Source organism: Vibrio sp. FE10 (assembly GCF_030297155.1).
Classification (GTDB): Bacteria; Pseudomonadota; Gammaproteobacteria; order Enterobacterales; family Vibrionaceae; genus Vibrio; species Vibrio apostichopi.
The window spans coordinates 1,932,310-1,953,227 of the sequence record NZ_AP028068.1; the positions used below are offsets into that span (position 1 = coordinate 1,932,310).

The 20,918-nt window shown below is 43.4% G+C and carries 17 protein-coding genes; 2 read left to right on the forward strand and 15 right to left on the reverse strand.

Going from position 1 to position 20,918, the window contains the following annotated elements; genetic code table 11:
* Nucleotides 1-30: 30 nt before the first annotated feature.
* Nucleotides 31-870 (reverse strand): alpha/beta fold hydrolase, encoded by an 840-nt coding sequence (locus QUF19_RS25365; protein ID WP_286300951.1) that lies wholly within the window; start codon nt 868-870, stop codon nt 31-33.
* Nucleotides 871-1,212: 342 nt separating this feature from the next.
* On the reverse strand, nt 1,213-2,427 hold the full coding sequence (locus tag QUF19_RS25370) for a DUF3644 domain-containing protein (RefSeq protein WP_286300953.1): 1,215 nt from the start codon (nt 2,425-2,427) through the stop codon (nt 1,213-1,215).
* A 397-nt stretch (nt 2,428-2,824) separates the two neighbouring features.
* Between QUF19_RS25370 and QUF19_RS25375 the strand changes: the two genes are divergently transcribed.
* Nucleotides 2,825-4,207 carry an MATE family efflux transporter gene (locus QUF19_RS25375; protein WP_286300955.1) on the forward strand — a complete coding sequence of 461 codons (1,383 nt, stop codon included), beginning with the start codon at nt 2,825-2,827 and terminating at the stop codon, nt 4,205-4,207.
* Between the two features lie 96 nt (nt 4,208-4,303).
* On the opposite strand, the gene QUF19_RS25380 is transcribed toward QUF19_RS25375, so the two are convergent.
* The 10 genes from QUF19_RS25380 to dsdA form a co-directional block, all read right to left on the reverse strand.
* Entirely contained in the window at nt 4,304-4,846 is a 543-nt protein-coding gene (locus tag QUF19_RS25380) for a type II secretion system protein (RefSeq protein WP_286303308.1), read from the reverse strand.
* Nucleotides 4,847-5,231: 385 nt separating this feature from the next.
* Entirely contained in the window at nt 5,232-6,758 is a 1,527-nt protein-coding gene (locus tag QUF19_RS25385) for a methyl-accepting chemotaxis protein (RefSeq protein WP_286303309.1), read from the reverse strand.
* Nucleotides 6,759-7,212: 454 nt separating this feature from the next.
* Nucleotides 7,213-7,839, reverse strand: coding sequence for a LysE family translocator (locus QUF19_RS25390; RefSeq protein ID WP_055319497.1), 627 nt, complete (start codon nt 7,837-7,839; stop codon nt 7,213-7,215).
* Between the two features lie 284 nt (nt 7,840-8,123).
* On the reverse strand, nt 8,124-8,984 hold the full coding sequence (locus QUF19_RS25395; RefSeq protein ID WP_286300960.1) for a delta-class carbonic anhydrase: 861 nt from the start codon (nt 8,982-8,984) through the stop codon (nt 8,124-8,126).
* A gap of 364 nt (nt 8,985-9,348) precedes the next feature.
* Nucleotides 9,349-9,780 carry a hypothetical protein gene (locus tag QUF19_RS25400; RefSeq protein WP_286300962.1) on the reverse strand — a complete coding sequence of 144 codons (432 nt, stop codon included), beginning with the start codon at nt 9,778-9,780 and terminating at the stop codon, nt 9,349-9,351.
* A gap of 134 nt (nt 9,781-9,914) precedes the next feature.
* Nucleotides 9,915-10,292 carry a VOC family protein gene (locus QUF19_RS25405; protein WP_286303310.1) on the reverse strand — a complete coding sequence of 126 codons (378 nt, stop codon included), beginning with the start codon at nt 10,290-10,292 and terminating at the stop codon, nt 9,915-9,917.
* Nucleotides 10,293-10,510: 218 nt separating this feature from the next.
* Entirely contained in the window at nt 10,511-12,577 is a 2,067-nt protein-coding gene (locus tag QUF19_RS25410; RefSeq protein WP_286300964.1) for a M4 family metallopeptidase, read from the reverse strand.
* 400 nt (nt 12,578-12,977) lie between these two features.
* Nucleotides 12,978-14,000: a tryptophan--tRNA ligase gene (gene trpS, locus QUF19_RS25415; protein ID WP_286300967.1), complete on the reverse strand. Its 1,023-nt coding sequence runs from the start codon at nt 13,998-14,000 to the stop codon at nt 12,978-12,980.
* 296 nt (nt 14,001-14,296) lie between these two features.
* Nucleotides 14,297-15,070, reverse strand: coding sequence for a hypothetical protein (locus tag QUF19_RS25420; protein WP_286300969.1), 774 nt, complete (start codon nt 15,068-15,070; stop codon nt 14,297-14,299).
* Between the two features lie 161 nt (nt 15,071-15,231).
* Entirely contained in the window at nt 15,232-16,581 is a 1,350-nt protein-coding gene (dsdA, locus tag QUF19_RS25425) for a D-serine ammonia-lyase (RefSeq protein WP_286300971.1), read from the reverse strand.
* Nucleotides 16,582-16,738: 157 nt separating this feature from the next.
* Here dsdA and QUF19_RS25430 point away from each other — a divergent pair, with 157 nt between their 5' ends.
* A complete protein-coding gene (locus QUF19_RS25430; protein ID WP_286300973.1) occupies nt 16,739-17,932 on the forward strand; it encodes an MFS transporter in 1,194 nt (397 codons plus the stop codon).
* A 15-nt stretch (nt 17,933-17,947) separates the two neighbouring features.
* Here the strand turns inward: QUF19_RS25430 and QUF19_RS25435 are convergent, their stop codons facing one another.
* The 3 genes from QUF19_RS25435 to QUF19_RS25445 form a co-directional block, all read right to left on the reverse strand.
* Nucleotides 17,948-18,745 (reverse strand): helix-turn-helix transcriptional regulator, encoded by a 798-nt coding sequence (locus QUF19_RS25435; RefSeq protein ID WP_286300975.1) that lies wholly within the window; start codon nt 18,743-18,745, stop codon nt 17,948-17,950.
* Nucleotides 18,746-18,809: 64 nt separating this feature from the next.
* Nucleotides 18,810-19,343: a YbhB/YbcL family Raf kinase inhibitor-like protein gene (locus tag QUF19_RS25440; protein ID WP_286300978.1), complete on the reverse strand. Its 534-nt coding sequence runs from the start codon at nt 19,341-19,343 to the stop codon at nt 18,810-18,812.
* A gap of 203 nt (nt 19,344-19,546) precedes the next feature.
* Complete coding sequence (locus QUF19_RS25445; RefSeq protein WP_286300980.1) at nt 19,547-20,872, reverse strand: metal-dependent hydrolase family protein; 1,326 nt, start codon at nt 20,870-20,872, stop codon at nt 19,547-19,549.
* Nucleotides 20,873-20,918 lie beyond the last annotated feature (46 nt).

Genomic DNA, 20,918 nt, shown 5'->3' on the forward strand with positions numbered 1-20,918 from the left:
ATCCACATATTAGCTTTCTATTATCGTTATTCAATATCTAAGCTTTGTTCTATTTGTAACGCCAGTAATAAACTTATCTACCTCTTCATAGAATTTGGCAGGGTCGTTTTGCACCCAGTGGTTTGCCCCCTCAAACGAAACATTGTCTAGCGTACTAATAAACGCTTTCGCACGTTCACACCCCTTTAGGCTGTCAGTACCCCAAAAATATACTTTAGGTATGGATAAGTTTTCGTAGATTTGCCCACAGCCAACCACGCCACGGATATCTTGAGTCGCATGTTGCCCGTAGATTTCACTGGCGGTTTGACCAAGAACCTCTGGCTCACACCGTCTAACTGACGAAAGATACTTAACACCCGCTCCGTGTCCCCACGCCATGGCAAAACGTTTTGCGAAACCTTCTCCTTTCACCCAGTTCGTAAATTCGTCAGTACTTAGTTCAGAATATGTGTCTGCAATAATCTGGGATAGGATGATGCTTTCTTCGTGCAACCCGCCTTCAGCATTAATGAAACCACGCACGATACCTTTCGTGTCGTATTCACAAACCAACGTCGATGTATCACCTCCCCAAGAGTGCCCAAGCAGAAAACAATCATGGATGCTCAATTGGTCGAGTGCTTTCAACATTCGCTTTGCTTGGCTTTCTGTTGAGTGGGATATATTTGAAGCAGGAGAATAGCCATAACCACACAGGTCGAACATGATTAAGTTGTAATTCGGGAGCCAATCTAACGCGTCGGAAAAACATAAATGTGACTCACCCAACCCATGAATTAACACTAATGTTTCCTGAGACTCTTTGATGTCAGTCGACAAGCAATAAAGCTGGTCACCATCAATCTCTAACCACTTTTCTATCAGCAACTTACCCTCTCACTTCTAATCGCAGAATTTGAATTTATCATAACGAATCCAACACGATAAGATAGGTTAAGTTGATTAAATTTTATAAACTCATTGACCTTACCGTAAGGGAAAGGTTTAAGGTGAAAAGAAATTCACGCTCGATTAGGAAATGATTATGGGGTGTTGTAACAAAGCGCCAAAAGGTGGAGCCCCTCTTGGCCTGCTTCTAAAAGTAACGCTTGGGATTGGGTTATTTGTGTTTCTGTTGGCTTTGTGGCAGTAGGAAGCTAAGAAGTGATGGTTAAGTAAGGGTTAGATAGCGCCAAATTGATATTGGCGCCATAGTCGTTTGTTATATGCTTACTTCACCCGTGCCCTTTCGTACCATTGGTCAAATTGGTCGATGACCCTGTTGTGATAGAAAGTTTTACTAATACTTTTAGGGTTGTCCGGATCTAATCGGCGCAATTTACAGTACCTTTCACCTTCAGCTTTTAGCGTCCTCATTTGGTCATGAAAGACTTTATTTTGCTTAAAGTTCGTATAGCGTGCCTTGATTATTTCTAGCAGCTCGTAGTAATCGTGTGGATAGTTTTTCAGAGCATCTTCTTCGGAAAGAACAATTTCCGGAGCATCAGGATCATTAGTTAGACGCACTTGTAACGCTTCATCATTTGTCGTTTTTACCAGCTTAGTATGAAGTTTCAACGATATAGCAAAGTTTGCATCTTTTTCATGCTCATGGTCTTTCTCGATATCTTTCAGATACTTCAGGAGGTTTGACTTAACCTCACTGTCCACGCTAAAACTAGCAACATCTGAAAGATGGAAAAATGATACAGGCATAAGGTAGAAGTTGTACCGACTAAAGTCATGGTTGAACCAGTTCATAGCAAGAGTCATGAAGTTTTTCAGTGAAGCTGTACCAATTTCTTGGATATTAGTGCTCAATTCAAGATCACCGCAGACAAAATGCACTGAATCATCTCGGATGTTCATTAACAATCGAATGTTATCTCCGACTACGTTTGGGATAGAACCATTAGCTAATAAACGATTCAGGGCAGCTCCCAATGAAATCGTTTTAGGGTTACCACTTGGGGATATTACAACTTGCGCCTTGTTAAAAATATGGATGGACTCAGGATTGTCACCAGCATCTTTTACCAACTTTGACTTTAAAAGAAGTTCCCATGCATTTGTCATTAGAATTGAGAAAGTCTCTTCTCGATGCTGAAAATTAGGTTTGTTGTATATTTCTATCGCTGAAATACACGCTGAGATAGCCTTTTCTAACATAATCTGGTGAAGGTACTTATCTACTTCATCTTTTTGGCTTTGGTGTTGGCGAAAAGTAGTTGAGTTGAAAGTTGTGATAACTTCTGTGACCTTATAAGCATTGTTCTTTCGCTCCAGCAATGAAACCCATTTTTTACGTAAATACGTTTTTACTGTAGATACGCTCCAACCTGTCTTTTCAGCTAAGTCATCTAACGTGAACTCGTGTCCAGATTGAAAACTCTCAAGGAAGAATGTATAAGCCTTGTCTACTTGCAACCATTTTTTCTCTGACATAAACCTACCTACTAACTGCATACAATAGTTCTGAGACCGAAAAGTTCTGCATTTAAATACATGATTTTTCTATCTAGTTTTTTATGCCATCAATTGTACTGGTCTTTGCCTTTTCATAACAATTACTTATACCGAAACATTAGTGATTAGCGTGGCAAATATAGAATTTATCTGTCTAGTATGATTCCCGAAAAATCATTAACTTACGCGCGTTAACCCTGTGTTTTAACCATCAGAACCCTTGACTGTCTCAAAGCTAATTGAACTCTATAAATCCAAAGCTTGACCCTATACGGTAAGGTGTTTATATTGTCGCCCGCCCAACGGGGCACATCCTAAAATGCACACCGGCCATCCTGCCATCATTCGTGTATTTATATTGGTGTTGTGAACTTCCATGCTAACGAAATTTCGTCCTTTTATTCGTGAATCGGGTGCGCTTATGCATCTTTCGATTCCAATCATTTTGACTCAAATAGCGACCCAAGCAATGGGGTTTGTAGATACGACAATGGCTGGCCAAGTAAGCCCTGCCGATCTCGCCGCTATTGCACTTGGCACCAGCCTTTGGATCCCAGTTTTACTGCTACTGCGTGGTGTGATTATGGCGCTAACGCCTGTTGTTGCTTACCACCGAGGTGCACGTGATTTCCAAAGTATCTCTGTTGAATTCTTCCAGATGGTTTGGTTGGCATTAATTGCTAGTGTGCTCCTCATCGCTTATTTGGTGAGTGCGAAACCGATTTTAGAATGGATTGGGGTTGCCGCTGAGATCATCCCTATCGGCAGTGACTATGCTTTCGCCCTAGCCTTTGGTGTACCGGGTATTGCCCTGTTCTACACTTTGAACGGCTTCTGTGAAGGGATGAACAACACCAAAGTACCAATGATCATTTCTGTGGTTGGTCTGTTAGTAAATATTCCGGTCAACTACGTGCTGATCTACGGTAAGTTCGGCTTCCCTGAAATGGGCGCTGTCGGTTGTGGTTGGGCGACAAGCTTGGTGTATTGGCTAATGTCGGGGATGCTGTATTCCTACATTAAAGGTCATCACCACTACAAGTCCATCATCAGCTTTGCAGACGCTAAGCCAAAAGCAAAAGAGATGCTTCACCTTCTAAGATTAGGTTTACCTATCGGGATGAACATCGCGGTTTGTGGCAGTATCTTTGCGGTAATCGCACTGATGATTGGCCGTATTGGTGCAGAGAACGTGGCAGCGGCACAAATTGCACTTAACATCTCGATCCTAACTTACGTGATTCCTATGAGTATCTCGTTTGGCATTACGATTCGTGTTGGACATGCACTAGGCGAGAAAGACGAACTAGGCGCAATTGAACGCAGCAAAGTCGGTATCTTGGTTGCGGCGTTGATTTCATTACTTTCGGTTGCGATGTTCCTTCTGTTCCCGGAGTGGATCATTAGGCTTTACACCACCGACCCTGCAATTAGCGCGACAGCAGCAGTATTGTTGACGTTTACGGCGATGTACCAATTCAGCGATGCATTACAAACGTCTGCTAACGGCGCACTACGTGGCTATAAAGACACTAAGATCCCGATGATTTTAGCTATCGCTTCATACTGGGGCTTAGCACTACCACTGGGCATGGTATTGGGCTTAACAGACCACATTGTTCCTGCAATGGGTGAAGAAGGCTTTTGGATTGGTATTCTAACGGGCTTGAGCGTTTCAGCGACGCTGATGTTAATTCGCTTGCGATACGTGATTAAGAAGCGTGACTTGCCACCAGCAAGTGCTCCATTGGCAAACTAAGACAAATCAACAAGCTAATACAAAAAAGCACGTTATTGCTACTCGGCAATAACGTGCTTTTTATTGAATTTCTATAAATCAGTTAATGTGTACGATTTAACAATTGTTGTTAACAATACGAACTGTACACTCGCATCCTTCATCAGGACACTGGCTACCATTGGTTCGGCCAAAAGAGTCATAAAGAACAAAGCAACCTTGGCGTTGCTCTAAGTCAGCGTCTGTTATATTCGTACTATCTAGTTCTGCTTGAGTAAAGTCATAATCATACCCGACCACGGTATGTCGATTACCGAGTTCTGAAGTTAAGCTATCATCATCCGACAAAGTTAGGAAGTGGAGCATATTTAACGCATCTCCTGATTCACCTTCACTTTCAGGGCAAAGGGTTCCCCAGTCGACTTCAACGCTACCAATACCAAAGTCAATCACATAGTTGCTCTGGTCACCTGGGTTTGTTGCGTCCGGATTAAGCCCAACAATAATCGCCTTAGAGGTTACTTGTGTGATCACCCCTTCCATTGCACCTGCAACACCTTCAAGCACCGCTTCTCTCGCTGACTCTTGGATATTAAGAAACCTCGGGGCTGCCGTTACGGCTAAAACACCGAGTATCACGATGACAACGATTAATTCCATTAACGTAAAGCCGTTTTTCTTCATAACACCCACATCATGTGACAACTAAAAGATTCAATAACTCAATGAATTATCACTAACTATACATTGTGGAGAGATGCGTAACACCTTATGTGTCGCATCAAAGCTGCTGTTTAGTCGGTTTTTTGAACTTGCGCATGTGAAGTAAAGGGAAGTGGCTTCATGTTACTGTCTTATTTATTCACGTTCTTTTGAATAAGCTAAATTGTCACGATATAGCGACGCGCTTACATTCTTGATCTCTGTTGTGCGCTATTGGTGTATTTACTTTGGCATCTCGCAAAAAAATAGCGCTCATGTATGACATAAGCGCTATTAAATAACTGGAGACCCACACATCTCTCAAAGAGATATGTTGGGAATTCTAGATTTTAAATGAGCCGACATAACGGTCGAGAACTTGTGACAACTCTGCCAGCTGCTGGCTTGATTGCTCTAACTTCTCACTTGCGCTCAAACCGTTTTTGACTGAGCTGTTAACCGTATCCATGTTCATATTAATTTCATTCGCTACCGCTGATTGCTGCTCCGTTGCCGTTGCGACTTGCGTATTAATATCGAGAATAGCCAAAACTTGCGTGGCAATTTTTTCCAAAGCTTGGCGAGCCATTTCAGTTTCAGTCGTACCCTCTTCAATTAAGTTCTTGCTATTACTCATCGAGCTAACAGCGTTCTTAGCTTCGGTTTGAAGTTGGTTGATCATCGTGTCAATTTCATCGGTCGACTGTGCTGTTTTTGTCGCTAGGTTACGAACTTCATCAGCAACGACAGCAAAGCCTCGGCCAGCCTCACCAGCACGCGCAGCTTCAATTGCAGCATTAAGCGCAAGCAAATTCGTTTGCTCAGAGATACCTCTAATAACATCAAGAATAGTACCGATCGATTGGGTATTATCAGCAAGGCTAACAATGATGTCAGAAGCACTATTCATCTCGGCTTCAAGGTTCGAGATTGAGGTCGTGGTCTTCTCAATCGTCTTATGACCTTCTTGAGTTTCACTCGCCGCCATGTTTGCCGCGCTTGCAGCACCAGCCGCGCTAGATGCAATTTCATTAACCGTGGCAATCATTTCATTCATAGATGTCACGACCAACATGGTTTGTTCGTTCTGTTCTTGCCCTCTTTGCAATGCTTGCTGCGACTGTTCACGAAGCCCAATAGCTGTGCTATTTAATTCGACACCAGTATTCACTGTTTGCGTAATTATCTCGTGCACCTTGCCAACGAACACATTGAAAGCCGATGAGATTTGAGCGACTTCGTCATTCCCTTTAATTGGCAAACGTACTGATAGATCACCATCGCCTTCAGAAATATCATGCAATGTATTTTTCAATACCAAGAGAGGTTGCATCAGTTTGCTAAGAAGAAGTGATAGAACAACGAGACAAACAACAAAAATGAAAACCATTGAAGCGAGCTGGTAGCTAATAATGCCATTCGTTGCTTGGCTAACCTCTGTGATAGGAATACCGATATCAAAAGTACCGTACAGCTCACCGTTGACGTAGATAGGTGCCATGATGTCAAACACCCAAACTTGTTGAACATCAGCGTACCATTTTGAATACTGTTGGACGCCTTGGGTTGCGCCTTTAACTGTATAACTATCTTCATAAACTTTATTCAGTTTATTTTTGTCGCTGTGAGCAATAGCACTTACGTTACTATCAATAACAATGGCATAAGTGACATCAGATCGCTGTTTCAGCTCACCCACCAACTTTTGTAAATCTTGAACTGGATTGTCCGAATTCTCTAAGATATACCCCGCATTTCCAGCCAAGAATTCAGCTTGAACTTGCGATTTGTTCAATATTATCTCATCAATTTTTTCGCTTGAAATGAAATAAGTTGACGCCATACTCGCAGCGACGGCAATGCCAAACATAATAAAAACGGCAAATAGGATTGTTTTCTTCATTTAGGTTGTCTCGACGCAAGTTTGTTAAAAGTTCTCTAAAGGTTTCAAAAACTGAAACCAAAGCTCACACGTTTTATCTCGTGTTAGAGCTCGCCTCTATTTCTTTATCTGTAAAAATCCTGATAACTTTAGTCAAATCATGCGAAAAACATATGTTAATCACGACTTCTTAACATATGGGCGAATTCAACACGGAACCTGCACTTGGAAATCTGATTAATAAGTAAAGTCGTCGCTTAATCATTACATTTGAATAAAGAGTCGATTTCGCGTATTGAACCAGAGAACTGGCATCTTGTGGAATGTTAGGGCTTGGCGTAAACCGTTTACCTAATAGTGCTTAATATTCTCGCTTCTAGTTGGTGCAATAACACAAAAAAGGCGAACCATTGGGTTCGCCTTTCTACATGAAGAATCGTGCTTATCGATTTATCGCCAAATATGAGCCAGCCGCAATCATTATTCCACCTGCACTTTGATTTAATCTTTTATGAGCGCGTGGCGTTTTAAGTAAACTTGCCATTCTGCCCGCGCCCATTGCAATGAGCATTAAACCAGACATCAGAGCAACCGCCGCTAAGACAGAAACCAATATAATATCTTGCGACTGCAAAACCGTCAGGTCAATGAACGTCGGCAAGAATGAAATATAGAACAAAATCACTTTCGGATTTGATGCTGAGATCAAAAAGCCTTGCGCGAAGCTGGCGAGTTCTGATTTCTGACTTTGCTTGGCTGCGAGCTCCGCTGAGCCTTGCACTTCAGGTAGGCTCTTAAACATCTTGTAGCCCAAGTAAATCAGATAAGCGGCACCAACGTAGCGAATCACCTCAAAAGCAAACGACCAGTTCTCAGCAATCGTCGCTAGGCCAAAACAGGCAAGCGCAAGATAAATCAGATCACTGCATATCATTCCTAACGAAAGAGTGATGCACTTTCGCCAACCGTTAACCATGCCACGAGCTAAAATCGCAAATACGCCAGGCCCCGGAGTAATACCAAATATAAACATGGCAATAAAGAATGTAACTGCGCCTTCTAGTGACATCTGCCGTCCCTCAAATATCATTCAACATTATAATTTTCGAACGTATCATGGAGCCCCGATTCGGGTAAAGAACGTTTTTGTCTAAGAGCGTGTTTGACTAACAGCGTTTTAACTAAGAATGATTCACACGACTCATGTTTTGAATAAATGTCACACGTAATTTCCTCACTAAGCATGCCCGCAAAGCTAAAAGCTAAACCCCACGTGTTTTTTGTTAATACACGAAAAAGGCGAACCTAGTGGCTCGCCTCTCAAAATATTGACTACAAATCAACGCAACAAGATTAGTTCGCTATTGGTGACAACAACTCTGGGTTTACAACTATGTTTCTCACACCATGTGCGTGATCTTCATTGAAGTCGTTTCCTTCACACCAGTTGCCAACCGTCGCGATGTTTACTTTCGCCACTTGGGGTCTCACGCTCCATGTAACTTGGAAAGGCGAACCTTGCTCATTGTAACCTGGCCCCGTTGTAGAGCCTGCGTATTGAATCGCTGAGCCAGTATCTTGTGGAATATTCGGAGCTTGATGCAAACCGTTAACTTTAGAGTGCTTAGCCAATGCTTCGAAGTCGAGTGCCTTGTCGTCATTCACTAACACATAAACTTGGGTTTCAACACGCAGTTGCGGGTTGGTAATCGCATCGTTGAAACAAGCACCAAGGGTTTCTCCCGGTTCAACTTGAGCGGTTGAATACACGTAATGCACTTCGATAGTGTCGCCCGAATGCAAAGAACCATGATCGCTCGGACAAACCTCGCCCTCAAATGGTTTCAGCTCAGCAGAACTCAGCTTGCCTGTGTATTTAAAGCCACTCTGGAAACCTTTACCATCACCGTTACCAGCGTATTGGGTGAACTCACCACCTTTGTGTTCTGCGTTCTTATGGAAGTGAATATTACATAAATTCATGGCAGTTGAATCTGGCGCATCGGAAAACAGACGAGCGTTAGTTCCCTGCAAGGAACCCAAATCACGGGGGGCTTGTGGGCCGAAACCTTTACCTTGCGTGTTTTCAGACAGGTTCGCTCTTTGTTCAGCGATAACACTGTCTGCTACAGACTCATGGCTCGCGTCAGATGCGTTCGCTTGAGCCGCCAACATGGCCATCGCGACGCTTAAAAATACACTCTTATTCTTCATATCTCTTCCCTAGAATATTGATAACAAAACTAAATACCGGATTTCACGGCAAACATACTACTATGCTCACAAGTGAATATCAGACATTGTCTTTGTAAGATTAGATTTCACGGTTTATTTTGGGAAGAGTATTAAAACCCTTGATGCATATAACAAGTCAAATACGGTAAATACGGCGAGTCCATTCCAGAACGAACAAATACCTACTTTGCTGACTGTCTCTTGACTCAAGCCGACAAACAAGCGAACAACAGCTATAGCCAGAACTAAAAGCAGAACTAATAGTAAGTTTCAGATATAAAAAAGACGAACCACTTAGCTCGCCTTGTTTACTGATTCGATGTTCTTCGTTCGAGCTATTCGCTCAACCATGGCCTGTGGCAAATATACCAAAGGTCAGAACGTTCAAGGTGTCTGTTACTCCCTCGAGCGATTTGATGACTTTCTTAGTCGGCTCGTTATTAAGTAATAGGTAACTTCCCAGCCCTTTCTCATTGTCGGTCTCGACTTCACCTTGTTTCGCTGTTATTTGAGATGAGTGTACTTCAGACTCTTCGACCGCTTCTGAAACAGTTTCTGATTCTGCTTTAACGTTGGCACTAGTATCTTTAACTAAATCAGCACTTGCATCATCAGCAGACTCAGCAATGACGTTTAAATTCGCATCATCTTCGACACTTTTCGACAGAGTGTCTTCGTTGCTCAGTGTCTTCTCGTCGATCTGCTCATTACTCGTTGTAGAGCAAGCGGTTAAGAAAAACAGACTAACGATGAATGTGACTAGGTTACGCACCATGACGATAAGGCTCGAATTAATAAAACATTGTTCGATTGTAATTTATTTGTCTTGCTACATCCAGTCCCAAGTGGCTTAAGAGCGAGATTGATTGAATCTAAAGATAAAGTGGAAATGAAGTTTGACGCTAGAGCCTAATAGTTAGAAACCTCAATCAGATTACCATCAGGATCTCGAACATAAACAGATACGATTCTTCCCGTCGCACCGGTTCGCTGTACTGGCCCCTCTTCTATCTCTATTCCGTTCGCTTTGATATGTTCGATTACCTGTGTCATTGGTGTGCTGGTAATAAAACAAAGATCGGCACTCCCCGCTTGCACACGTTCAGCCTTTGGTTCGAACTCATTGCCTTGCTGGTGAAGGTTTATCTTTTGAGTACCAAATGACAACGCCAAACGACCTTCTCCGAACTGGATGGGCTTCATGCCTAACACGCGCTGATAAAAATCCACCGTCACGGTTAAGTCTTTAACGGTTAACACTAAGTGATCTAAATGACTGATTTCCAATTTAATCATCCTTGTTTCGTCGTTACTGAATATTGCGTGCTAAATGCCGAATAAACCTTAGCCTTAGCCTTAGCCTTAGTAACATACTCTAATGTCCAAAGTGCTAACACAAGATCAGCATACATCTTCAGCTCTCACTTTGAACGAATGAAGGGAGCACGGACTGCGCTCCCTTCTCATCAGTTTTAGCTAACTTAAATCACTTTAAGTCGTTTTAGCTAGTAACAAGAACCTTCAAATACCCAGTACCAATAATTGTTGAACGGGTCAGCTCCCCAGTTATCCGCAGACGCTGTGAATCTGTTGCCATAATATTGAATGGCTGTGCCTGCCGGATAATAGTAATTTGGATTCCACTCTTGAAGGTTATCGCACAAGCCTTGTGGCTCAGGTTCTGGTTGAGGCTCTGGCTGAGGTAATTCAAACTCTGCGCTAACGGCCACGTAAGCATCCATTGAGCTTTGAGCACCGTCCACCAGCACGTAGATATCCTCACCTTGCACGCCACCAAAACCGCAGTATTCATTGTTATCTGAGTTGGTAGAAGAGCAATCGTAGTCGTTTAGTGACGCAGGTCTGCCGATTGCGACATACAAGTCAACGTTGCCGTAACCATGGTAAGTCTGAATCCAAGCATCACTTCCAGGTGCATTCTTTAGAACGAACTGTTGCTGATCATCGCCACCACTCACAATGGGTGTTGGCACGTTTATCTCTAGCTCGACGACACCAGGTGTTGGAGTTGGAGTTGGAGTTGGGGTTGGGGTTGGAGGATTAGGGCTCGGATTTGGCTGACCAGAACCACAGTTTTGTACATCGATACCTACTTCGTTAAACGCAGATTTCACTGCTGAGGTCTCATAACCTAACTTTTCAGCAGCTTTGCAAACCCCGTTGGCACCTTGTTGGAAATCCGAGTTTGGTGTCCAGTAAAGTTGGTTAGCGGTTGCGTAAGCCTTAAACGCTTTTTTGATACCCCAACTGTTGCTCGTGGCTAGATGGTAGAACGCTTTATTAAAGATCCCTGAACTATGGTGAACATCAATGCCATTGTAATACTGGTTGATGTGACCGATAGACATACCATCTTGACTTGGGTTAATGAAGTAACGCATCGCATCACTATGTTTCATTACATGCTCACCCATCTTCCAATTGAAAGTGCCATGTACATATTCACTAAGCGCCGCAGCAGCTACATCAGAGAAAGATTCGTTCATTCCGCCCGACATACCACGATATTCAAGGTTTGAGTTTTGCTCAGTAAAACCATGACTGACCTCATGAGCAATCACGTCCCACGTCGCCAATGGATACATGGATTGGTTACCATCTCCAAACGTCATTTGGCGGCCATCCCAGAACGCATTCCCATAGTTCGAACCGTAGTGAACTCGCATAGTAAGCTTTTGCTGAATAGGACGTGTGTTCAACCAATCTTGGTACATGTCGAACACACGTTGGCCAAAGTAGTGTGCGTCGTTCATTGGTGCATACGCACCGTTAACTGCGCGATAATTATTGACGTTCTTACCGTAATTTCCGTTACAGCTAAATTGATGGATTTGCCCTGAACCTTGTTGGTTGTTCATGTTCATAGTCACAACGTTTTGGCTGTCCATCTGGCAATACGAGTTGACTTGGAATCCGCCAAACTGCGTGTTCGAGCCAAAGTAATAACGGCCACTTTTCTGGTTTCCACCCGGTCCTTCTGCCTCTATGAACGCAATCCCTTCCCATCGATCCAGTAACTCACCCGATTTAGCATCAACAAGCGTAATCGGTCTTGAGGGTGCCATGCCCAGAGTCTGCAAGAAATCGACCTTATAAATCAGGCGCGCTTGTTGCTGTTCATCAAGCCAAATAAGAAGCTCGGTGTTAGGATCACGAATAGTCGCTGCGGCAACCCCTTTGTGCTGTGACTTTGCAATATCGACAGCTTGCTTTGCGCTAATCATTGGCAGTGTCGATCCAATATCTGACTCAATACCCGTTAATACTTGGCCATCAACCGCTTTCGCAAAGCCCTTCTGAGAAAGATCAACCACTACCGATTGACCGTAAACCGGAATCCCGTAGTGAAGTTGTGTTTTACGTAGGAGTGTTGTTGTACCAGTATTCACTCGACTTGCATCTTGGTAAGCAAGTGGTTGGCTTACAGCGGTAAAACCCTGTGTTGTTTGATTGAGTACTGTAGATAAATCGACTTGCGAGTAGTCGACAACATTGGCAGCTTGAGAAGTAAACGCTATCGGAAATAGCATTAGTAAATGTGCACCACGCATACATCACCTTTATAATTATGTTTTTATTAATTCACCAACTAGATGAACTAGCATCTTAACGATAGATATTGCACATAAAGAAATTAATCCAGTTGCATATGTGAGGTTAATTCAAAACATAATTAATGATGTATTTCGAACTGAGATATACAGCAAAAATTTATTTAAAATCTTATAGTTAGCTAAATATTGAAGTGTCATTTCTATAAATAGGAAGTGATAAATCGCACAGTAATAAGCATTAAAACCAATCCAAAGAAGTCAGTTGAACGATAACCTCTTTGGTGGTTTTAACACTGGTCGGGTAACCGATGGCGAAATCAGATCGCTATCGGGCACTCATCTAATGAATAAGTGAAGGATGAAATGTGAATAGATGAATAATAATCGCTGCAGAAACTTACAAGATGTTCAGGCCAAATAGTTCTTTAACATCAAACAACACGGTTTCTGTTCTTTCTCTCGATAGCTGCGTGCCTTGGCGCAAGATATCGATGAGTTGCGCTTTGTCATCCAACAATTCGGCTCTGCGTGCTCTAATAGGGCGAATCATCTCTTGTAGACACTCTTCCAATACCTTTTTAGTTTGGCCATCCCCTAACCCGCCTCTGCGATAGCGATCTTTTAGTTCATTGACGTATTGAGTGTCAGTATGGAAAGCATCAAGATAGGTAAATACGATGTTCCCTTCTACTTGGCCAGGATCTTCGATTCGTAGATGATTTGGGTCGGTATACATGGATTTGACTGCGGTACGAATCTCTTTCTCGGTCGCACCAAGGTTAATCGCATTCCCCATCGATTTTGACATCTTGTTCTTACCGTCGGTGCTCGGAAGACGGGAGGCATTGCTAAGCAGAGGTTTACACTCATTTAAAACTGGCTTGCCCGCGAGCGAGTTAACTTTCCTCACGATCTCATTGGTCTGTTCAAGCATTGGCAATTGGTCGTCACCCACTGGAATCAAGGTCGCGTTAAAGGCTGTTATATCAGCTGCTTGTGAAATGGGATAAGTTAGAAAACCAGCCGGAATTGAGCGACCAAACTCCTTGTTTTGAATTTCACTTTTAACGGTTGGATTGCGCTCCAAACGAGCGATAGACACAAGGTTGCTGTAGAACATGGTGAGTTCTGCCAGTGCTGGTAACTGTGATTGAAGGCAGATTGTGGTTTTTGTTGGGTCGATACCGACCGCTAGATAGTCAGCCACCACATTAAGAATGTTAGACGAAACCTTGGCAGGATTATGTGCATTGTCGGTAAGGCCTTGCATGTCGGCAACCAATATCGTTTGGTCGTGAATATGCTGCAACGAAGTACGCTGCTGAAGTGAACCAACATAGTGACCCAGATGTAAAGGTCCCGTAGCTCGGTCGCCAGTCAGAATGATTTCTGGTTTGTTCGTGTTTTGAGGTGTTTTCATGGGGTATCTCCAAGTAATAAAAGCTACTGGAGATAAAAAGAGACGACATTCTTGGTGACATTCTTAACTACCTTCCAGCAGCTAAAGAATGTGAGTATTCCGTGCTGCTCTAGATAGAGCACCACCAAAAGAAAATTGACGTTGAAGCGGAAGTAAATTTCATTATTAAAACCTACCAATAATAAGGGTTAGCGACAACCCTTTTATTGGTAGACAATAAAACTAACGTACCGAAACCAGTTTTCGATGCGTTTTAAAACAGAAACCATTGAAGATGGATATCGTAAGTAAATGTATTAATTACATAAATAAATGATTCTAGAGCGCATAGCTTGGTTGACGTTAAAGTGAGCATTCAAAAACTCAAGCTGTGCCAGAGCCGATTCTGCCGTACGATCGTAACCTTGAGTGAAGGTTGGCAATAAATCAGCGAATTTAGGAAAGCGCGCCTCTAGCCTTCTGTCAGACATAAACTCATCGACAAATTCAGGTTGTGGGCTTTCTGTTTGATCCACAAGATCGATCAAACGATCAAGCGCGTAGGATTGAACAAACCGGCTCCCAGAAAGCTTTTCACCTCGATTATAGCGAGACATACCCACATAAAGATTGGTCAGTGCTTCACCGATGATCCATTCTTGAGAGTTCGTTTCAGGGACACCTTTTGTTGGTGGAACACAACATTGAGTATCAAAGCCAGCTTCCTGCCAAACAATACGACCTTCAGCAAACGGAATATGCGCTAATTCGTGTGGTTCGAATACCGCAAACTCACAGAATATCCCATCGGCATAAAGTACTTTATAGCCATCGACTGTGTTCCTTACCGCATAGTCGATTGGAAGAATGTCAGATAACCAATGCAAGCTATCTAAGAAATACTGCTTGTGCCCCGTTTGCACTATCGCGAAGAAATCCACGTCTGAATATTGATCCAATCGTTCCGTTTCAATGCCGACAGAACCTAGGCCTAACAAAGCATGCGCCTTACCTGAGGCCCTTAAAGACTCTCCAATCGCATCTAAACGTTGTAAGAGTTTTTCTGGTGTATTTGGCTGTTGTGCTTGCATTGCTCTATCCCTATCAAGTTGAATGCCACTCAACCTAACTGATAATTAGAACACCTATGAAGTCTAATTTATAAAATATGTGTTTGGGATAACGATCTGCGCAACTTATTGCTTCGTTTAAACTCACAAATCATCCACTAGCGTCCGACTTTCTATCCGATTTACACCGAAGACTTAGCTAAATACGCTGCCATTTCTTGCTCTGGTACCATGCCTCCGCCCGTCGCCCAAACAAGATGTGTGGCATTGGCTAACGTAGAATCATCGATGCCTAACCTTTCCAGATACTCACTGTTGTGTTCAACATGAACTGCGCCCGGCATACCAGCCAATGCAGAAGGCTCTAACTGAATACCTTCGGCTTGATTCAATTCACTTAACAGTTGATACATACGCTCGTCGGTCAACGTGTAATAGCCATCTAATAAACGTTCCATTGCTCGGCCAACAAAACCAGACGCACGGCCAACGGCTAGGCCATCTGCGGCAGTTAGGTTATCAATACCCAGATCTTGAACTGCAATGTCATCATGCAAACCAGTGTGAACGCCCAACAACATACAAGGAGAATGAGTCGGTTCAGCAAAGATGCAGTGAACATCATCACCAAACGCCATCTTTAAGCCAAATGCCACACCACCGGGGCCGCCGCCAACACCGCAAGGCAAGTAAACGAACAATGGGTGTTCTTGGTCGACGATAACCTGTTGTTGTTCGAATTGCTGTTTGAGCCTCTCTCCCGCCACCGAATAACCGAGGAACAAGGTTTGAGAGTTTTCATCATCAATGAAGAAACAACGCGGGTCTTGTTCTGCTTCTTTACGCCCTTGCTCTACCGCTACACCATAATCTTGCTCATACTCAACCACATTAACGCCATGCTCACGCAGTTTGTTTTTCTTCCACGCTCTCGCATCAGCAGACATGTGAACCGACACCGTAAAGCCAAGCTTGGCACTCATGATGCCGATGGACATGCCAAGGTTACCTGTCGACCCTACGGCAATACTGTATTGTTTAAAGAAGTCGCGAAACTCGGGCTCTAGCAGTTTGCTGTAATCATCGCTCTCACTCAATAATCCGGCTTCAAACGCTAATTTCTCGGCGTGGGTTAACACTTCATAAATACCGCCACGGGCTTTAATTGAACCAGAAATCGGCAAGTGACTGTCTTTCTTCATCATCAAGCGACCTTTGATAGACAGCTGATAATGCGCTTCCAATGTTGATTTCATCGCAGGGATATCAACAAGCTCAGACTCAATAATGCCATTAGTGATTTGAGTTTCAGGGAAAGCCTTTGCCAGATAAGGCGCAAACCTTTGTAATCTTAGGCTTGCAGCGTGAATGTCTTTCTCGCCCAAACCCACATAAGGTAATCCCTGCTCTAGCGTTTTGATGTTTGGGTTAAACCAAGTCACCTCTTCCAGCGCTACAAGTTGTTTTAACAACGGAAAGTCGTTAGTGAGCTTATCTAGGTTAAATTCACTTTTTGGGTTCAATTCAGTCATGGGTTACCTTCTCTGGTATAAAGCAACCTGCGCTGCTATACAGCGACATGCACTCGTTCAATCACTTGGTTTTGTGCCTATTAAAGCGGTATTTGTGTAATCATTCAATGATCTGTAGGCTAGCGTTTCTTCTCATAAGCACACAGTAGAACAACCTATGAGCGCCTCACTTCGTAACAGCATTTTCATCATGTTAGGGATTCTATTCCTTTCACTTAACCTTCGCGGGCCTTTTACGAGCTTGGCTCCGGTGCTTTCTCAGGTTATGGAAGGGCTCAACCTTAACTCTTCTGCTGCTGGGTTTTTAACGGCTTTACCGCTGCTAACGTTCGCCTTGTTCTCACCATTAGTAACCAAGATATCCCAACGAATCGGCCTTGAGCCTAGCCTGTTGTTAGTATTGGTGTTGATCACGACAGGTATTACGCTACGTTCTTTTGGAATTATTCCGACCTTATACATCGGCACTGTGATGATCGGGCTTGGTATCGCGATTGGTAACGTGTTGTTGCCGGTTGTGGTCAAAATCAGCTTCCCGACACGCATCGCTACCGTGACTTCTTTGTATATCTTTACGATGGGTATTGGTTCGACGTTAGGTTCAAGTTTGATGGTTCCATTTTCAGAACTGACCTTATTCACATTGACAGGTTGGCAGTTAGCGCTGTTAATGAACCTTGTATTTCCAATATTGGCCTTGATGATCTGGTTACCTAAAATCAGAAAGCGTTCTTCTTCTGCCACCAATAAGAAGCAAGAAGATAAACCGCTGCCGATGAAAAAGATGATTAAGAGCGGTGTCGCGTGGCAAGTGACGTTGGCACTTGGGCTTAACTCATTTACCTTTTATTCTTTGGCTGGTTGGTTACCACAGATCTTGAACGATCTTGGCTACAGCGAGATCGATGCGGGTTACATCTACGGATTCCTGCAGTTTTCAACCATGGTTCCAGGGCTACTGTTACTGCCGTTCTTAGGCAAAAGCGATAACCAACAATGGCTCATCACCCTTTGCACTTCGAGTGTATTTATTGGATTGATTGGCCTACTGTACTTACCTGATTTTGCCATATTTTGGGTAGGACTGTTTGGATTGGCGAACTGTTCTACGTTTATTATTGCGCTTTCTTTTGTGGGCCTGAGAACCTCAAATAGCAGCCAAGCCGCTTCACTGTCTGGCATGGCTCAGGGCATTGGTTATGCTCTAGCGGCGACTGGCCCGACTTTGGTTGGTAAGCTTCATGCTATGACTGATTCTTGGAGTTTACCGATTCTATTGATAGCAACTGTCGCATTTGCCTGTACGATTTTTGCAGCGCTCGCAGCAAGAGACAAGAAAGTCAGCGTTTAAACGACAGCAGAATAGTTATGGCCTTGCGTCTGTCTTGCTGGCGACTGTCTTGATATATTCACTCGGCGACAAACCAAACTTGCCTTTAAAACGCTGGCTAAAGCGCCCTTCTGATTGATAACCACAAGACTGAGCCAGCATTGCAACGTTCTGTTGTCCATTCTGCATCAGGAAAAGTGCGTGACTTAAGCGCACTTCCGCCAGTACCTCGCGATATTGCATACCTTCAAGTTTCAACTTACGGATAAGCGTGGCGCGGCTCATAGCAAAACGTTCGGCTACCGATTCCAACGGATGCTTGTCGTCCGGTGAATGCGAAAGATAGTGGCTAAGCTTTTGGCTAAACGAAACGTTTGAACTAATAAACAGTCGATGCAACACGCCCTTCTCTGCTAATTGCTGATACAAACCCTGTAACCAAAACTGTTGGGTTTGCTCACTCATGCTCTGACGATCAAACGTAAACAACGCATTGAGCGAATCTTGCAAACCACGGTCAGCTTCAACGGTAGGTAGATCCAGTTCATTTGCTCGTTCTTCACTTAAATCGAGCATGGCTTGCGTAGGTTGGAAATGAAAACTGAATACGCGCGAAAGGAAGCGTCCTTTGTGAGGCATATTCTCAAAGCTCAATGAAGCCGATGCTTCACACAACAACAGCTCAGAGTGAGAAAGCTCTGCTGCTGACTCTTTCCAAAACAGGCGCTTACTGCCTGTGATTATCTGAATAATACTAGGGGATAGAATCCTCACATTGCGCAGCTTTTGTAATTGCTCGGCACGAAAGACTGTCACTTGATATTGATGATTCATCTCATCCCCTTATCTGTTTTGTTGTACTTATTGTTCGTCTGATACTGATTGCTTGATTAGCAAGCTAACGAGTATAAGTTGTTGTTAATCTCGCTTTGTCTAACGCCATGCTGTTGAGCGTAAAGCCCACAACAGCTGATGGTGTATTTTCGTCTAGGTTAAGTTTGTCAGTTGGTAATGCCCAAACGGTGAATTGGTAACGGTGCATGCCATCTTTTTCTGGAGGACAAGCGCCACCGAAACCAACCGTGCCGTAATCGATGCGCCCTTCTTTACCACCCAACTTAGAGATGTCGACACCACGAGGTAATTCATTCACTGTTGCAGGAATATCAAACGCCACCCAATGCCAAAAGCCGCTTTCAGTTGGCGCATCTGGATCGTAAGCCGTAATCGCAAAGCTTTTAGTGCCAGCTGGCGCGTCTTTCCACATCAACTGAGGTGACAAGTTATCGCCATCACAGCCCCAGCTTGAATATTCAAACGTCTTCGCCATTGGGTGCCCTTCTTGAATATCATTACTGGTTAATTCGAATGCCTGAGCCGAGCCCGCAGTTAAGATGCTAATGGCCAATACTGATTTAATGAGTGTTTTCATGGTGGTTCCTCTGATTAGGTATGAGTTAAGTATATTTACTCACACATGAACACACCCAACATTAAGTATCATATTAAAACTAGAATAGCTATCTAGTGATACTTTTTGATCTCATCGCAATTTAGTAAGGATTCTATAACTAACAAGAAAAACCGGAAGTATTGAAACGTTCCGGTTTTTCCGTTAGTGCGATTTTCAGTGGTTTAGTAAGACGAAACGACTTCACCTTCAATTTTCACTATCTCTCCATCTTTAATAATGGTTGATAGGTACGTTTTGGGCTGGGCCACGATTTGTATGTCCTCTAATGGGTTAGCCGAATACAGAAGTACATCAGCCATCGCACCTTCTTCAATCACACCTACTTTGCCATAAGGATTGCGTTTACCGGTCAGTTGTAGAATTTCGCTGTTAGTGCCCGTCGCTTGAATCATGATTTCTGCTGGCGTGAACCACTTTTCACGCAAAGCTAAGTCTTGTAGCTGTTGCTCTCGGTTATCTAAACCTTCCAACAAATCGGTTCCCCATCCCGTCTTAACATTGTATTTCTTAATATGGTCAAAGATATTGTCTAGATTATCCCAACATTGCTTTGCTTTAAGGTAACGCGGATCGCTTTTGTCTATCGTGTCGAGCAGCTGTTTAGCCACCAATACTTGAATCGAAGTATAAAGCCCTTCGTTGGCAATCATTGCGAATGTCTCTTCATCTGCCATTGCAGCATGTTCGATGGTTTTTACACCTGCTTTAATGGCTCTCTGAATACCTTCCGAAGAATGCGCATGAACCATTACATACGTGCCGTAATCAGAGGCAACTTTCACTGCTGCTTCAATCTCTTCCAATGTGTATTCGTTCACGTAAAGCGGATCGGTGGTAGAACTCACACCGCCAGTTACTGCCAATTTAATTTGAGTGGCACCTTGGTAAAGATTATTACGTGCAGCTGCCAATACTTCATCGGTGCCGTTCGCTAAAATACCAATACCCATTTGTTCGATTGGATCTACCGGACCGCCCCACTCTTTGGGTAAGAAGTTCGGGTTTCTGAAATCAACATGCCCTGAATATTGACCAATCAGTGCCTGTGATGGATAAATTCTTGGCCCCGGTATGAACTTATTGTCGATGGCCATTTTCAATCCAGCCGAATTTCCTGCCGCATCTCGAATCGTCGTGACACCACGCAATAACATGTCTCCAAGTTCGTCTACCGCAATCGCATCAACGTATTGGTTTGGTGCTCGTAAAAGTTGGCCTAAAGGGAGTCCGAGCGTTGAGTGCCAATGGTTATCAATAAGACCGGGAGTCAGGGTTTTCCCTTCGCCATTAATAATCGTTATGTTTGGCAATGCTACTAAGTCCTCGCCAATTTGTTTGATGATATTATCTTCAATAATGACATCCATGTTCTTCTGTAGTTGCTTTGATGTGCCGTCAAAGATATCTACATCCTGAATAATAATGTCCGAAGCGAAGCTAGGAGTTTGGACTGCAAGTAAGATGGCGCATGCCAGTAATTTTTTCATGGGTAACCTTTACGTTAATTAAAATGAGTCATTGCCCCCCTCTAAT

Bases quoted from the DNA above. Each gene is read 5' to 3' on its own strand.
- QUF19_RS25370 (WP_286300953.1), bottom strand. From the start codon at position 2,427: ATGTCAGAGAAAAAATGGTTGCAAGTAGACAAGGCTTATACATTCTTC.
- QUF19_RS25375 (WP_286300955.1), top strand. From the start codon at position 2,825: ATGCTAACGAAATTTCGTCCTTTTATTCGTGAATCGGGTGCGCTTATG.
- QUF19_RS25380 (WP_286303308.1), bottom strand. From the start codon at position 4,846: ATGGAATTAATCGTTGTCATCGTGATACTCGGTGTTTTAGCCGTAACG.
- QUF19_RS25385 (WP_286303309.1), bottom strand. From the start codon at position 6,758: ATGTTTGGCATTGCCGTCGCTGCGAGTATGGCGTCAACTTATTTCATT.
- QUF19_RS25390 (WP_055319497.1), bottom strand. From the start codon at position 7,839: ATGTCACTAGAAGGCGCAGTTACATTCTTTATTGCCATGTTTATATTT.
- QUF19_RS25395 (WP_286300960.1), bottom strand. From the start codon at position 8,984: ATGAAGAATAAGAGTGTATTTTTAAGCGTCGCGATGGCCATGTTGGCG.
- QUF19_RS25400 (WP_286300962.1), bottom strand. From the start codon at position 9,780: ATGGTGCGTAACCTAGTCACATTCATCGTTAGTCTGTTTTTCTTAACC.
- QUF19_RS25410 (WP_286300964.1), bottom strand. From the start codon at position 12,577: ATGCGTGGTGCACATTTACTAATGCTATTTCCGATAGCGTTTACTTCT.
- trpS (WP_286300967.1), bottom strand. From the start codon at position 14,000: ATGAAAACACCTCAAAACACGAACAAACCAGAAATCATTCTGACTGGC.
- QUF19_RS25420 (WP_286300969.1), bottom strand. From the start codon at position 15,070: ATGCAAGCACAACAGCCAAATACACCAGAAAAACTCTTACAACGTTTA.
- dsdA (WP_286300971.1), bottom strand. From the start codon at position 16,581: ATGACTGAATTGAACCCAAAAAGTGAATTTAACCTAGATAAGCTCACT.
- QUF19_RS25430 (WP_286300973.1), top strand. From the start codon at position 16,739: ATGAGCGCCTCACTTCGTAACAGCATTTTCATCATGTTAGGGATTCTA.
- QUF19_RS25435 (WP_286300975.1), bottom strand. From the start codon at position 18,745: ATGAATCATCAATATCAAGTGACAGTCTTTCGTGCCGAGCAATTACAA.
- QUF19_RS25440 (WP_286300978.1), bottom strand. From the start codon at position 19,343: ATGAAAACACTCATTAAATCAGTATTGGCCATTAGCATCTTAACTGCG.
- QUF19_RS25445 (WP_286300980.1), bottom strand. From the start codon at position 20,872: ATGAAAAAATTACTGGCATGCGCCATCTTACTTGCAGTCCAAACTCCT.